Source organism: Caballeronia sp. LZ008 (genome assembly GCF_031451435.1).
Taxonomy (GTDB): Bacteria; Pseudomonadota; Gammaproteobacteria; order Burkholderiales; family Burkholderiaceae; genus Caballeronia; species Caballeronia zhejiangensis.
In genome coordinates this window covers 2,342,892-2,356,311 of sequence record NZ_JARUXK010000001.1, presented here as the reverse complement: position 1 = coordinate 2,356,311, position 13,420 = coordinate 2,342,892, and the positions used below count along the sequence as shown (strand labels likewise).

Annotated in this window: 13 protein-coding genes; 11 read left to right on the top strand and 2 right to left on the bottom strand. The window is 64.0% G+C overall.

Annotated features, from left to right (window positions below):
• Positions 1 to 44: 44 nt before the first annotated feature.
• Positions 45 to 1,055, top strand: a complete 1,011-nt coding sequence (gene gap / locus QCE49_RS10955; RefSeq protein ID WP_250458997.1) for a type I glyceraldehyde-3-phosphate dehydrogenase — start codon at positions 45 to 47, stop codon at positions 1,053 to 1,055.
• Between the two features lie 53 nt (positions 1,056 to 1,108).
• On the opposite strand, the gene QCE49_RS10950 is transcribed toward gap, so the two are convergent.
• Positions 1,109 to 1,804 carry a FadR/GntR family transcriptional regulator gene (locus QCE49_RS10950; RefSeq protein ID WP_034471690.1) on the bottom strand — a complete coding sequence of 232 codons (696 nt, stop codon included), beginning with the start codon at positions 1,802 to 1,804 and terminating at the stop codon, positions 1,109 to 1,111.
• A gap of 228 nt (positions 1,805 to 2,032) precedes the next feature.
• Here QCE49_RS10950 and QCE49_RS10945 point away from each other — a divergent pair, with 228 nt between their 5' ends.
• Positions 2,033 to 3,361: a C4-dicarboxylate transporter DctA gene (locus QCE49_RS10945; protein ID WP_239295146.1), complete on the top strand. Its 1,329-nt coding sequence runs from the start codon at positions 2,033 to 2,035 to the stop codon at positions 3,359 to 3,361.
• A 79-nt stretch (positions 3,362 to 3,440) separates the two neighbouring features.
• On the top strand, positions 3,441 to 3,950 hold the full coding sequence (locus tag QCE49_RS10940; protein ID WP_250458999.1) for an ureidoglycolate lyase: 510 nt from the start codon (positions 3,441 to 3,443) through the stop codon (positions 3,948 to 3,950).
• Positions 3,951 to 4,089: 139 nt separating this feature from the next.
• On the opposite strand, the gene fur is transcribed toward QCE49_RS10940, so the two are convergent.
• A complete protein-coding gene (gene fur / locus QCE49_RS10935; RefSeq protein WP_008342866.1) occupies positions 4,090 to 4,518 on the bottom strand; it encodes a ferric iron uptake transcriptional regulator in 429 nt (142 codons plus the stop codon).
• A gap of 193 nt (positions 4,519 to 4,711) precedes the next feature.
• Here fur and QCE49_RS10930 point away from each other — a divergent pair, with 193 nt between their 5' ends.
• From QCE49_RS10930 to QCE49_RS10895, 8 genes are all read left to right on the top strand, one after another.
• Positions 4,712 to 5,512 (top strand): outer membrane protein assembly factor BamE, encoded by an 801-nt coding sequence (locus tag QCE49_RS10930; RefSeq protein ID WP_033537302.1) that lies wholly within the window; start codon positions 4,712 to 4,714, stop codon positions 5,510 to 5,512.
• 118 nt (positions 5,513 to 5,630) lie between these two features.
• The gene (gene dapB, locus QCE49_RS10925) at positions 5,631 to 6,428 is read left to right on the top strand and encodes a 4-hydroxy-tetrahydrodipicolinate reductase (protein WP_250459001.1); all 798 of its coding nucleotides are present in this window, start codon (positions 5,631 to 5,633) and stop codon (positions 6,426 to 6,428) included.
• A gap of 6 nt (positions 6,429 to 6,434) precedes the next feature.
• Positions 6,435 to 7,100, top strand: a complete 666-nt coding sequence (locus tag QCE49_RS10920) for a MotA/TolQ/ExbB proton channel family protein (protein WP_250459003.1) — start codon at positions 6,435 to 6,437, stop codon at positions 7,098 to 7,100.
• A 10-nt stretch (positions 7,101 to 7,110) separates the two neighbouring features.
• Positions 7,111 to 7,551, top strand: coding sequence for a biopolymer transporter ExbD (locus QCE49_RS10915; RefSeq protein ID WP_239295142.1), 441 nt, complete (start codon positions 7,111 to 7,113; stop codon positions 7,549 to 7,551).
• 193 nt (positions 7,552 to 7,744) lie between these two features.
• Positions 7,745 to 10,339, top strand: coding sequence for a leucine--tRNA ligase (gene leuS, locus QCE49_RS10910; RefSeq protein ID WP_250459013.1), 2,595 nt, complete (start codon positions 7,745 to 7,747; stop codon positions 10,337 to 10,339).
• Between the two features lie 92 nt (positions 10,340 to 10,431).
• A complete protein-coding gene (lptE, locus tag QCE49_RS10905) occupies positions 10,432 to 10,941 on the top strand; it encodes an LPS assembly lipoprotein LptE (RefSeq protein WP_409014118.1) in 510 nt (169 codons plus the stop codon).
• Between the two features lie 22 nt (positions 10,942 to 10,963).
• Positions 10,964 to 12,055: a DNA polymerase III subunit delta gene (gene holA, locus QCE49_RS10900; protein ID WP_250459015.1), complete on the top strand. Its 1,092-nt coding sequence runs from the start codon at positions 10,964 to 10,966 to the stop codon at positions 12,053 to 12,055.
• A gap of 88 nt (positions 12,056 to 12,143) precedes the next feature.
• Positions 12,144 to 13,415, top strand: coding sequence for a glutamate-5-semialdehyde dehydrogenase (locus QCE49_RS10895; protein ID WP_250435180.1), 1,272 nt, complete (start codon positions 12,144 to 12,146; stop codon positions 13,413 to 13,415).
• Positions 13,416 to 13,420 lie beyond the last annotated feature (5 nt).

Genomic DNA, 13,420 nt, shown 5'->3' with positions numbered 1-13,420 from the left:
TCGCGGTCAGCGAAGCAGGTTTTTTTAAGCCAAGGAGATAGACCATGACGATTCGCGTTGCAATCAACGGCTATGGCCGTATCGGCCGCAACACGCTGCGCGCCCTCTATGAAAACGGCAAGAAGCACGACATCGAGATCGTCGCCATCAACGACCTCGGCGATGCCAAGACCAACGCGCACCTGACGCAGTACGACACGGCGCACGGCAAGTTCCCGGGCGAAGTGTCGGTGGACGGCGATTACCTCGTCGTCAACGGCGACAAGATCCGCGTTCTGGCGAACCGCAACCCGGCCGAACTGCCGTGGGGCGAGCTGAAGGTCGACGTGGTGATGGAGTGCACCGGCTTCTTCACGACGAAGGAAAAGGCGAGCGCGCACATCAAGGGCGGCGCGAAGAAGGTCATCATCTCGGCGCCGGGCGGCAAGGACGTCGACGCGACCATCGTGTACGGCGTGAATCACAACGTGCTGAAGGCGTCGGACACGGTCATCTCGAACGCATCGTGCACGACGAACTGCCTCGCGCCGCTCGTAAAGCCGTTGAACGACAAGATCGGCCTGGTGAACGGTCTGATGACCACGATCCACGCGTACACGAACGACCAGGTTCTGACGGACGTCTACCACGAAGACCTGCGCCGCGCGCGCTCGGCCACGCACAGCCAGATTCCGACGAAGACGGGCGCTGCTTCGGCCGTCGGCCTCGTGCTGCCCGAGCTGAACGGCAAGCTGGATGGCTACGCGATCCGCGTCCCGACGATCAACGTGTCGGTCGTCGATCTGTCGTTCATCGCCGCGCGCGATACGACGGTCGATGAGATCAACAAGATCATGAAGGAAGCGTCGGAAGGCGAACTGAAGGGCGTGCTCGGCTACAACGATGCGCCGCTGGTCTCGATCGACTACAACCACAACCCGGCTTCGTCGACGTTCGATTCGACGCTCACGAAGGTGTCGGGCCGTCTCGTGAAGGTGTCGAGCTGGTACGACAACGAATGGGGCTTCTCTAACCGCATGCTGGATACGGCGGTCGCCCTCGCGAACGCGAAGTAAGTTTCAGCCTGCTGAAACGACAAAGCCGCTCTTCGGAGCGGCTTTTTTTCGCCTCAAGCTTTGCTCGGAACGGGAAAATGCACGCCCGCACGCTGCGCCGCGTTGACGATGTGACCTTCGATCGCGCGGCCGGCCTTCTCGCCGTCGCGCGCCTTCAGAGCCTCGATGATGACCGCGTGTTCGTGATACGTCGATAACACCAGTTCGCGCCGATAGAACGGCAGCCGCTGGCTCTCCTTCATGATGTCGGCGCTGCCGCGCAGGATCGATTCGATCGCCGCATTGCCCGCGAGACTCACGATACGCATGTGAAACGCGAAGTCGAGTTGCGCGGCTTCTTCCAGCGCCGATTCGGTCAACGCGGCGTGCAGCGAGTCGAGATTGTCGTCGAGCCAGTCGATGTCCGCGTCGCCGATCGAATGCGCCGCGAGCCGCGCGACGAATCCCTCCAGCGCGAAGCGCATCTGATAGGTGTCGGGCAACGACGCCTGATCGGCGAAGCGCCACGGATGTGCGTTGCTTGCCTGCGCACTGCTGACATACACGCCTTTTCCGGGCCGGATATGCAGCATGCCGAGCGCTTCGAGCGTCGAGAGCGCCTCGCGTAGCGACGCCCGGCTGATCGCCAATTCTTCCGATAGCTGCCGCTGCGCCGGAAGCAGACTCCCGACCGGATACATGCTCGATTCGATGCGCTCGCGAATGGTCGCGATGGCGGCGTCGGTCACGGTATGCGGGACGTTTTTCATAGGAAGAAAACTGAATTGGCCGGTCTGACCGCCATTGTATGCGCGTGCCGTGCGCGCGTGTGAACGACCGTGTCGCGGCCATTTCCGTACCCGGCCGGAACAGGGTAAACCGCTACCAAAGCTTCCTTGACGGCTCTATATCGGCTTTCTAATATTCCCCATCACAGCACTGGTCCGACCAGTCGGAACAGTCGCTCTGGTCCCGAGACATTACACGAGGAGACGGTCGTGTCGAGATTTCTGAATTCGCTGTTCGGCAGGGTGATGATCGCGCTGGTCATCGGCGTGGTGGTCGGCGCGCTGTTTCCGCATTTCGGCCAGTCGTTGCGGCCTTTGGGCGACGGTTTCCTGAAGCTCATCAAGATGGTGATCGGGCCGATCGTGTTCTGCGTCGTCGTGAGCGGCATGGCGAGCGCGGGCGATCTGAAGAAAGTGGGACGCGTCGGGCTGAAGGCGGTCGTCTACTTCGAGATCATGACGACGCTCGCACTTGTCATCGGCGCGCTGCTCGCATGGTTCACGCGGCCGGGCGTCGGCATGAATATCGATCTGCACTCGCTCAATGCCGCGTCGCTCGCGACCTACACGGAGCACGCAAAAAGCCTGAAGGACACCGCGGGCTTCCTGTTGAAGATCATCCCCGACACCGCGATCGACGCTTTCGCCAAAGGCGACATCCTGCAAGTGCTCGTGTTCGCGATCCTGTTCGGCTCGGCGCTCTCGATGCTCGGCGAAAAGGCACAGCGCGTGACGGTTTTCATCGACGAGCTGTCGCATGTGTTTTTCCGCATCATGGCGTTCATCATCAAGCTCGCGCCGCTCGGCGTGCTCGGCGCGATCGCCTTCACGACCGGCCAGTACGGCGTCGCGTCGCTCAAGCAGCTCGGCCTGCTCGTGATTGTGTTCTACGCGAGCTGCTTCCTGTTCGTGTTCGTCGTGCTGGGTATCGTGATGCGCCTCGCGGGCTTCTCGATCTTCAAGCTCGTGCGCTATCTGCGCGAGGAATTGTCGATCGTGCTCGGCACCGCGTCGTCGGATGCCGTGCTGCCGCAGATCATGCGCAAGCTCGAATGGATGGGCGTGAAGGATTCGACCGTCGGTCTCGTGATTCCGACCGGCTACTCGTTCAACCTCGACGGCTTCTCGATCTATCTCACGCTCGCGGTGATCTTCATCGCGCAGGCGACCAACACGCCGCTGTCGATGCATGACCTGATCGTCGTCGTGCTCGTGTCGCTGGTGACGTCGAAGGGCGCGCACGGCATTCCCGGCTCCGCGATCGTGATTCTTGCCGCGACGCTCTCCGCCATTCCCGCCATTCCCGTGCTCGGCCTCGTGCTGATCCTGCCGGTCGACTGGTTCGTCGGCATCGCGCGCGCGGTGACGAATCTGATCGGCAACTGCGTGGCGACGGTGGTCGTCGGCGTCTGGGAGAACGACATCGACCGGGCGCGCGCCCAACGCGTGCTCGATCAGGACGCCGAGTATCGCTTCGTGCCCGCCGCGCCGCAATCGGAGCAAGGCGCGCACGGCAACGAACACGCACACGCGATCTGACTCGACGCAACCCGGGCATTGAAATGACCGACTGTCGCGACACGCACCTCGCGGAATCGCGCATCTTCGGAGGAATCGAATGAAAACATTGACGCTCGAACCGCTCACGCGCGAAGCCTTCGCCCCGTTCGGCGATGTCATCGAACTCGAAGGCGCGCGTCATTTCCCGATCAACGCGGGCACGACGGAGCGCTTTCACGATCTCGCGAACGTGGAAGTCGGCTTCGAAAGCGGAGGGCGGCCGCTTATCAACGTGTTTCGCGGCCGGCCGCGCCCGCAGCCGGTCGTGGTTTCGATGATGGAGCGCCATCCGCTCGGCAGTCAGGCTTTCGTGCCGCTCGCGGACGTGCGCTATCTCGTGGTCGTCGCGCCTGCGGGCGAGTTCGATGCGGCTGGTCTGCGGGCCTTTTACGCGTGCGGCTGGCAGGGCGTGAACTATGCGCGCGGCGTGTGGCATCACCCGCTGATCGTGCTCGACGAGCCGGGCGATTTCATCGTCGTCGATCGCGGCGGCGACTTGCCGAATTGCGACGAAATCGACCTGCCCGAACGTTACGCGCTGATCGAAGCGGCCGCGCGCGCAGCTTGATACAACATGCGGTAATCGAAATGCAATGCGAATCGATCGCATGCGCATAACATGAAACGTACGGGCGAAACGAAACCGCCGTCCATCGCGAGATGAACGGCGGTTTTTCATCCGCGCGCCCAAGAGCGGCGCGCGAAGCTCAATGCTTGCGGTGCGGGCAGTTTTCCTTCGTGCATGCGCCGTACAGCGCGAGCGCATGCTCGTGGAGCTTGAAACCGCGTTCCTTCGCGATCGATTGCTGACGGCGTTCGATCTCCGCATCGAAAAACTCTTCGACGCGGCCGCAGTCGATGCACACGAGGTGATCGTGGTGTGATCCCTCGTTGAGCTCGAAGACGGCCTTGCCCGATTCGAAATTGCTTCGCGACAGCAGGCCGGCTTGCTCGAACTGTGTGAGCACGCGATAAACCGTCGCAAGACCGATATCGAGCTCTTCGTTGAGCAGGCTTCGATACACGTCTTCAGCGGTCAGATGGCGCACCGGACTGTGCTGGAAAATTTCGAGAATCTTGAGGCGGGGCAGGGTCGCCTTGAGCCCGATATTCTTGAGATCGGCGGGATTGGTCATGGCTAGGCATCCCTAGAGTACAATTCAAGGTTCTCATAGTAATGCGTTTTGCCAAATCCTGACATCCCAAGCGGCGTCAAGGCGTCAAGGTGAATTAGCTAATGAGGGCCGAAATGAGTGCGGCCTTGAAGCGCCTCGCGTGAAAGGTGAAATGTTTTCCAAATATTTATCGAATTGCAGGGAGAGCCGTCGCATGCGGGGAACCGTAATAGCAGCAACCTTGGCCGCATTGCTCGCCGGCTGCTCGACGTACGACAGCGTCACGCAGAAGATCGCGCAAAGCATCACGCCGTACCGGATCACGGTTGTGCAAGGCAATTTCGTTTCGGCGGAAGCCGCGGCGCAGATGCAGGTCGGCATGTCGCGTGATCAGGTGAAGCAACTCCTCGGCACGCCGCTTCTGACGGACATGTTCCACGCCGATCGCTGGGACTACGTGTTCTATTTCAAGCGTGGGTCGACATCCGTCGTTCAGCAGCGTGACTTCGTCGTCAACTTCGCGAGCGATCGCGTCGTGAGCTGGTCGGGCGGCGAGAATCTGCCGTCGAACCTCGAGCTGCTCGCCGAAATCGACGGCGACAAGGGCGTCAAGGTCGCGAAGCCCGCGACGCCGGCGGCGGCATCCGCGCCGGTGGCGTCGACCGCGGCGGTGACAGCGCCGGTCGGCGAGCCGTCGACGCAACCGAATACGGCAGCGGCATTTGCCGGCGATGCGAACCAGGAAGCCGCGCAGGCCGCGAACCGCGCAACGGCGCAAGTCGAAATGCCGACGGGGCGTCAGCGCTCCTCGGCGTTCAGCAGCGCGCCGACGAGCTCGGGCGGCGCGCCGGGTTCCACCAACAGTTCCGGCAGCAACTCGCAGATTCAGCTGCAGCGCCGCCCGCAGACGATCAACATTCCGGACAGCAGCGCGGTCGGTCCGGCGGGTTCGTCGCCGGCTCCGGCCAACGCAAGCGGCCAGGCGCAGTTCTATCTGCCGCAGCAAAGCCAGTAAGCAGTTCAGCCGCTCGAGGACGAAGCCGCGCCATGCGTCGACGCGGCGCCGCTTCATCCGCACAGCCCATTCGCATCATCCGTCGCGCGTGCCGCGCGCGATTCAACACGAGACTGCCATGAAGATCGCCATTGCCGGCGCGTCGGGCCGCATGGGCCGGATGCTGATCGAAACCGTCCTCAACGAGCCCGAAGCGCAACTCGCCGGCGCCCTCGACCGCCCCGGCGCGCCGCAGCTCGGACAGGACGCGGGCGCGTTCCTCGGCAAGACCACGGGCGTGTTGCTGACGGACGACATCGAGGGCGTGTTCGCCGACGCCGACGCCCTCATCGACTTCACGCGTCCCGAAGGCACGATGGCGCATCTGGCAGCGGCGCTGCGGCACAACGTGAAGATGATCGTCGGCACGACCGGTTTTTCGGACGAGCAAAAGGCGCAACTGAAGCAGGCGGGCGAGAAGATCGGCGTCGTGTTCGCGCCGAACATGAGCGTCGGCGTGAACGTCACGTTGAAGCTGCTCGAATTCGCCGCGAAGCATTTCGCGACCGGCTACGACATCGAGATCATCGAGGCGCACCATCGTCATAAGGTGGATGCGCCGTCGGGCACCGCGCTCGGCATGGGCGAAGTGATCGCCAAGGCGCTCGGCCGCGATCTGAAGGACTGCGCCGTGTACGCGCGCGAAGGCGTGACCGGCGAGCGCGATCCGTCGACGATCGGCTTTTCCGCGATTCGCGGCGGCGATATCGTCGGCGATCACACGGTGCTCTTCGCGGGCATCGGCGAGCGCATCGAAATCACGCACAAGTCGGCGAGCCGTCTGTCGTACGCGCAGGGCGCGCTGCGCGCCGCGCGTTTCCTCGAAGGGCACGACAAGGGCTTCTTCGACATGCAGGACGTACTCGGCCTGCGCTGATTTTTTATGGCAGCAACGGGCGTCATTCATTACCTTCAATCCGGCGATGCCGTGACGCACGCGGTCGCGGGTCTGCTGCTCGCCATGTCGCTCGCGAGCTGGTGTTTCCTGCTCGTGAAGGCGTGGATTCTGGCGCGCGCCAAGTGGCAAGGTCCGCGCGCATTGCAGCGTTTCTGGCAGGCGCCGAGTTTGAAGGATGGCATCGGCGCATTGCAGCGCGCGGATCGCGAGCGTGTGTTCCTGCCACTCGCTGAAGCCGCGTGGCGCTCATCGGAAGCTGAAATGCCCGGCGCGATGCTCGCCCGCGTCGAGCGCAGCGAGCGCGTGTTGCGCGCGCTGCGTCATGCGTTGCAGCGTTCGCAACGAAGGCTCGAATTCGGTCAGGTTCTGCTCGCATCGGTGGGGAGCACGGCGCCTTTCGTCGGCTTGCTCGGCACCGTCTGGGGCATTTATCACGCGCTGTCGAACATCGCGTCGAGCGGTCAGGCGATGATCGAAAACGTCGCCGGGCCGGTCGGCGAGGCGCTCATCATGACGGCGTTCGGTCTCGTCGTCGCGATTCCCGCCGTGCTCGCGTACAACATTCTCGGGCGCTACGTGCGGCAGATTTCCGAGGAACTCGACGGATTCGCGCACGATCTGCATGCGTTCGTGTGCGGTCCGGCCGAATAGGAACGCGGCGATGGCCTTCGGCGGACTCGACAAGAAGACGAACGGTGCGCCGATGGCGGACATCAACATGACGCCGCTCATCGACGTCATGCTCGTGCTGCTCGTCATCTTCATCATCACCGCGCCGCTTTTCACGCACGCGATCCGGCTCGATTTGCCGAAAGTCTCGTCGCAGCCCGCGCGCGAGACGCCGCAAACCGTCACGCTGTCCATCGACGACGCCGGCAAGCTCTTCTGGAACGACACGCCCGTCACTTTCGATCAGATGCGCGCGCGTTTCGCCGACGCGGGCAAGAGCGCGCAGAAGCCGGAACTGCATCTGCGGGCGTCGAGCGCGACGCGCTACGACGTCATCGCGCAGGTAATGGGCGCGGCGCAGCAGGCCGGTCTGGAGCGCATCGGCTTCGTCACGCAGCCCGCGAAACCGCAGCAGCCAGCGCGCGCGCAATAAGCGCGCGAACCGGCGCGCATCGAACGGTATAATCGCGGTTTCCCCGTTCGGCGGGCCTTGGCCCGAGCCAGCAGGCCCGAATTCCGACGCCGCGCCGTGTCAGCAATGCCGCAGCGCCCGGACTCGTTGCCCGAATCGATAGCGGCGAGTCCCAAAGTCCGTTCCCAGCATTTGCCGAAAGCCAAACCACACCATGCACGATAAATACGCACCCGCCGACGTCGAATCCGCCGCGCAGAGCAACTGGCGCGCGAACGACGTCTACCGGACGACCGAGACGTCGGCCAAGCCCAAGTTCTATTGCGTCTCGATGCTGCCGTATCCGTCGGGCAAGCTGCACATGGGTCACGTGCGCAACTACACCATCAACGACGTGATGTACCGTTACTTGCGTATGAACGGCCACAACACGCTGATGCCGATGGGCTGGGACGCGTTCGGCATGCCCGCCGAAAACGCGGCGATGGCGAACAACGTGCCGCCGGCGAAGTGGACGTACGAGAACATCGCGTACATGAAGAAGCAGATGCAGTCGATGGGCCTCGCCATCGACTGGTCGCGCGAAGTCGCCACCTGCTCGCCGGATTACTACAAGTGGAACCAGTGGCTGTTCCTGAAGATGCTGGAAAAGGGCATCGCGTACAAGAAGACGGGCACGGTCAACTGGGATCCGGTCGATCAGACCGTGCTCGCCAACGAGCAGGTCATCGACGGGCGCGGCTGGCGCTCGGGCGCGCTCGTCGAAAAGCGCGAAATCCCGATGTACTACCTGCGCATCACCGATTACGCGGATCAACTGCTCGACGATCTCGACGGCCTCGGCTGGCCCGAGCGCGTCAAGATCATGCAGCAGAACTGGATCGGCAAGAGCTTCGGCGTGAACTTCGGCTTCCCGTATGAAATCGACGGCGAAGCGAAACTGTTGCGCGTATTCACCACGCGCGCCGACACGATCATGGGCGTCACGTTCGCGGCGGTCGCGGCGGAGCATCCGCTCGCCACGCGCCTCGCGCGCGACAACGCCGATCTCCAGGCGTTCATCGACGAATGCAAGCGCGGTGGCGTGGCCGAAGCCGATGTCGCGACGATGGAAAAGAAGGGCGTGCCGACCGGCTTCTTCGTCACGCATCCGCTGACGGGCGCACAAGTCGAAGTGTGGATCGGCAATTACGTGCTGATGTCCTACGGCGAAGGCGCGGTGATGGGCGTGCCGGCGCACGACGAGCGCGATTTCGCGTTCGCGAAGAAGTACAAGCTGCCGATCAAACAGGTGATCGATGTCGAGGGCAAGACGTACTCGACCGACGCCTGGCAAGAATGGTACGGCGACAAGACCGCGGGCAGGCTCATCAACAGCGGCAAGTACGACGGCCTGACGACGGAAGAAGCCATCGACGCGATCGCCGCCGATCTGAAGGCGAAGAACCTCGGCGACAAGCAGGTCACCTGGCGTTTGCGCGACTGGGGCATCTCGCGCCAGCGCTACTGGGGCACGCCGATTCCGATCATCCATTGCCCGTCGTGCGGCGACGTGCCGGTGCCGGAGAAAGATCTGCCGGTCGTGCTGCCGGAAGACCTCGTGCCGGACGGCTCGGGCAACCCGCTCGCGAAGTCGGAAGCGTTCGTGAACTGCACGTGCCCGAAGTGCGGCGCGGCGGCGAAGCGCGAAACCGACACGATGGACACCTTCGTCGATTCGTCCTGGTACTTCTCGCGCTACACCGCGCCGGACGCGCCGACGATGGTCGACGAGCGCACCGATTACTGGATGCCGATGGATCAGTACATCGGCGGCATCGAGCACGCGATTCTGCACCTCTTGTACTCGCGCTTCTGGACCAAGGTCATGCGCGACATGGGCCTCATCAAGTTCAGCGAGCCCGCGAAGAATCTGCTCACGCAGGGCATGGTGCTGAACGAAACGTTCTATCGCGAGGACGCGAGCGGCAAGAAGACTTGGTACAACCCGCTCGAAGTCACGGTCACGCACGATGAAAAGGGCCGCCCGACGGGCGCGACGCTGAACGCGGACGGCCAGCCGGTCGTGCTCGGCGGCGTCGAGAAGATGTCGAAGTCGAAGAACAACGGCGTCGATCCGCAAACGCTGATCGATCAGTACGGCGCCGACACGGCCCGCCTTTTCGTGATGTTCGCCGCACCGCCCGAGCAGTCGCTCGAATGGTCGGGCGCGGGCGTCGAAGGCGCGAGCCGCTTCCTGCGCCGCGTGTGGCACTTCGCGCATGACAACGCCGATGCGCTGCGTCAGCACGCGAAGCTCGACGCATCGAAACTCGGCGACGCCGAGAAGACCTTGCGCCGCGAAATCTATACCGTGCTGAAGCAGGCCGATTTCGACTACGGCCGTCTGCAGTACAACACGGTCGTGTCCGCCGCCATGAAGATGCTCAACGCGGTCGAAGGCGCGAAGAACGTCGGCGCCGGCGTGCTGAACGAAACCTTCGGCGTGCTGTTGCGCGTGCTGTATCCGGTCGTGCCGCACATCACGTTCCAGTTGTGGTCGGAACTCGGCTACGAGAAGGAATTCGGCCCGCTCCTCGACGCGCCCTGGCCGAGGGTCGACGAAGCCGCGCTCGAGCAGTCGGAAATCGAGCTGGTGCTGCAGGTCAACGGCAAGGTACGCGGTGCGCTGACGGTCGCGAAGGAGGCATCGCGCGAAGACATCGAAAAGGCCGCGATCGCGCACGAAATGTTCGAGAAGTTCGCCGAAGGCCGCACACCGAAGAAGGTGATCGTGGTGCCGGGGCGTCTCGTCAACGTGGTCGTCTGATGCGCACAACCAAGGGAGTGGATGTGACCGGCAAAGTCAGCGCGAGCAGGCGCTCGTTTCTCTCGTTCGTCCCGCTCCTCGGCGGCGCGGCGATGCTGTCCGCGTGCGGCTTCCAGCTTCGCGGCCAGCAGGACTACGCGTTCAAGCGGCTCGCGATCACCGGCGGCACGCCGCAGATGGTCGCGCGCCTCGAGCGCATGGTTCAGGGCGGCAGCGACACCGTGATCGTCAAACCGTTCGAGAAGCCGGACGCGACGCTCAATCTGAACGAAGGCCAGGGCATGCGCACGCTGAGCCTGAACGCGCAGGGCGTGATCCAGGAATACGAGCTCGTCTTCTCGCTGAACTACACACTGCTCGGCGCCGACGGCACGTTACTGATTCCGCCGAGCACCATCGCGCTGAATCGCTCGATGACATACAGCGATCAATACACGCTCGCGAAATCGCAGGAAGCGACGCTGCTCTACAACGACATGCGCAACGACGCGGTCGATCAGCTGACGCGCCGTCTCGCGACGGTGCGTTCGCTGCATCCGGCGCCGGGCGAGCAGACGCCGGGCGTCTCGCCGCGCGCGCCGCTGCCGGTGCCGCCGCTTTGATCGGCCGGGTTCGCTTGGCATCATGCAACTGAAGCTCGACGCGCTCGAAGCGCATCTCGCGAAAGGCCTGAAAGGGCTGTACGTCGTCTACGGCGACGAGCATCTGCTCGCGCAGGAAGCGTGCGACCGCATTCGGGCAACGGCGCGCGCGGCGGGCTTCACGGATCGCACTGTGTTCACGGTCGAGCGTGGATTCGACTGGAGCGCGCTCATCGGCGCAACGCAGTCGATGTCGCTGTTCGGCGACCGTCAACTGATCGAACTGCGCATTCCGACCGGCAAGCCCGGCAAGGAAGGCGCGGAAGCGCTGAAGACGCTCGCCGACGCCGATAACCCGGACGTCGTGACACTCGTCACGCTGCCGCGTCTCGACGGCGCGACGCAGAAATCCGGCTGGTTCACGGCGTTGCTGGGCGCGGGCGTCGCGTTGAAGGTCGATCGGATCGAGCGCGCGCAATTGCCCATGTGGGTTGGCCAGCGCCTCGCGCAGCAAGGCCAGCGTGTCGCGCCGGGCGAGGAAGGGCGGCGCGCGCTGTCGTTCATCGCGGAACGCGTGGAAGGCAATTTGCTCGCCGCGCATCAGGAAATCCAGAAGCTCGGGCTGCTGTATCCCGAGGGCGTGCTCACGTTCGAGCAGATTCACGACGCGGTGCTGAACGTCGCGCGCTACGACGTGTTCAAACTCAACGAAGCGATGCTGACGGGCGATGTCGGCCGTCTCGCGCGCATGCTCGATGGCCTCAAAGGCGAAGGCGAGGCGGCAGTGCTCGTGCTGTGGGCGCTCGTCGAGGAAGTTCGCACGCTGCTGCGCATCAAGCGCGGCGTCGCATCGGGCAAGCCGCTCGCGACACTCATGCGCGAGAACCGCGTCTGGGGCCCGCGCGAACGGCTGATCGGCCCGGCGCTCTCGCGCGTGACGGACGAGGCGCTGGAAAAGGCGCTGTCGCTGGCGGCGCGGCTGGATCGGCAGGTGAAGGGACTGTCGGGCAGCACGGGCAAGCGCGGCAGCGAGCCGCCGCCGGATCCGTGGGCCGGCATGTTCGAACTGGCGATGGCCGTCGCGCACGGCGGCAAGACGGCGCAGCGCGCGCCAGCGCCACGACCGCGTCGCTAGAACGCTTCCGTCACGCGCTGTTGCAATCTGTGCAACAGCTTAGAATGAACTTTTCGACGCGCGCAGCGCCGACGCAACGAGACCCACGATGAACATCGATCAATACATGACCGACCTCGGCCGCCGCGCCCGCAAGGCTTCGCGCGCGATGGCGCGGGCGTCCACGGCGGCGAAGAACGCGGCGCTCATCAAGGTGGCCGACGCCATCGAGCGCGAGCGCGAAGCGCTCAAGGAAGCGAATGCGCGCGATCTCGCCCGCGCGCGCGAGAAGGGTCACGACGCGGCGTTCATCGACCGCCTGACGCTTTCGGACAAGGCGCTGAACACGATGGTCGAAGGCTTGCGTCAGGTCGCCGCGCTCGCCGATCCGATCGGCGAGATCAGCGGGCTCAAGTTCCGTCCGAGCGGCATTCAGGTCGGGCAGATGCGCGTGCCGCTCGGCGTGATCGGCATCATCTACGAATCGCGGCCCAACGTGACCATCGACGCCGCCGCGCTCTGTCTCAAATCCGGCAACGCGACCATTCTGCGTGGCGGCTCCGAGGCGCTCGAGTGCAACACGGCGCTCGCGAAGCTGATCGGCGTCGGGCTCGAAGCGGCGGGCTTGCCGCAGGACGCGGTGCAGGTCGTCGAGACGGCGGATCGCGCGGCGGTCGGCAAGCTCATCACGATGACCGAATTCGTCGACGTGATCGTGCCGCGCGGCGGCAAGAGCCTGATCGCGCGCCTGATGGAAGAAGCGCGCGTGCCGATGATCAAGCATCTCGACGGCATCTGCCACGTCTACGTCGACGATCGCGCCGATCTCGCGAAAGCAGCGGCCATTTGCGACAACGCGAAGACGCATCGTTACGGCACCTGCAACACGATGGAAACGCTGCTCGTCGCGCGCGGCATCGCGAACGAGGCGCTGCCGCAACTCGCGCGCGCGTTCCAGGCGAAGGACGTCGAGTTGCGCGTCGATGGGCAAGCGCGCGCCGTGCTCGAAGCGGCGCACGTCGGCTCGCTCGTCGATGCGACCGAAGAAGACTGGAGCACGGAATATCTGGCGCCGGTGCTGGCGATCAAGGTCGTCGGCGATCTCGACGAGGCGATCGAGCACATCAACACGTACGGCTCGCACCACACGGACGCCATCGTCACCGAAGACCACGACCGCGCGATGCGCTTCCTGCGCGAAGTCGATTCGGCGAGCGTGATGGTCAACGCATCGACGCGTTTCGCGGACGGCTTCGAATTCGGTCTCGGCGCGGAAATCGGCATCTCGAACGACAAGCTGCATGCGCGCGGACCGGTCGGTCTCGAAGGGCTCACGTCGCTCAAATATGTCGTGCTGGGGCGCGGCGAAGTCCGTCAATAAAAATC

Excerpts from the sequence above, each read along its gene's own strand:
- gap (WP_250458997.1), top strand. The coding sequence starts at position 45 with ATGACGATTCGCGTTGCAATCAACGGCTATGGCCGTATCGGCCGCAAC.
- QCE49_RS10950 (WP_034471690.1), bottom strand. The coding sequence starts at position 1,804 with ATGAAAAACGTCCCGCATACCGTGACCGACGCCGCCATCGCGACCATT.
- QCE49_RS10940 (WP_250458999.1), top strand. The coding sequence starts at position 3,441 with ATGAAAACATTGACGCTCGAACCGCTCACGCGCGAAGCCTTCGCCCCG.
- fur (WP_008342866.1), bottom strand. The coding sequence starts at position 4,518 with ATGACCAATCCCGCCGATCTCAAGAATATCGGGCTCAAGGCGACCCTG.
- QCE49_RS10930 (WP_033537302.1), top strand. The coding sequence starts at position 4,712 with ATGCGGGGAACCGTAATAGCAGCAACCTTGGCCGCATTGCTCGCCGGC.
- dapB (WP_250459001.1), top strand. The coding sequence starts at position 5,631 with ATGAAGATCGCCATTGCCGGCGCGTCGGGCCGCATGGGCCGGATGCTG.
- QCE49_RS10920 (WP_250459003.1), top strand. The coding sequence starts at position 6,435 with ATGGCAGCAACGGGCGTCATTCATTACCTTCAATCCGGCGATGCCGTG.
- QCE49_RS10915 (WP_239295142.1), top strand. The coding sequence starts at position 7,111 with ATGGCCTTCGGCGGACTCGACAAGAAGACGAACGGTGCGCCGATGGCG.
- leuS (WP_250459013.1), top strand. The coding sequence starts at position 7,745 with ATGCACGATAAATACGCACCCGCCGACGTCGAATCCGCCGCGCAGAGC.
- lptE (WP_409014118.1), top strand. The coding sequence starts at position 10,432 with ATGCTGTCCGCGTGCGGCTTCCAGCTTCGCGGCCAGCAGGACTACGCG.
- holA (WP_250459015.1), top strand. The coding sequence starts at position 10,964 with ATGCAACTGAAGCTCGACGCGCTCGAAGCGCATCTCGCGAAAGGCCTG.
- QCE49_RS10895 (WP_250435180.1), top strand. The coding sequence starts at position 12,144 with ATGAACATCGATCAATACATGACCGACCTCGGCCGCCGCGCCCGCAAG.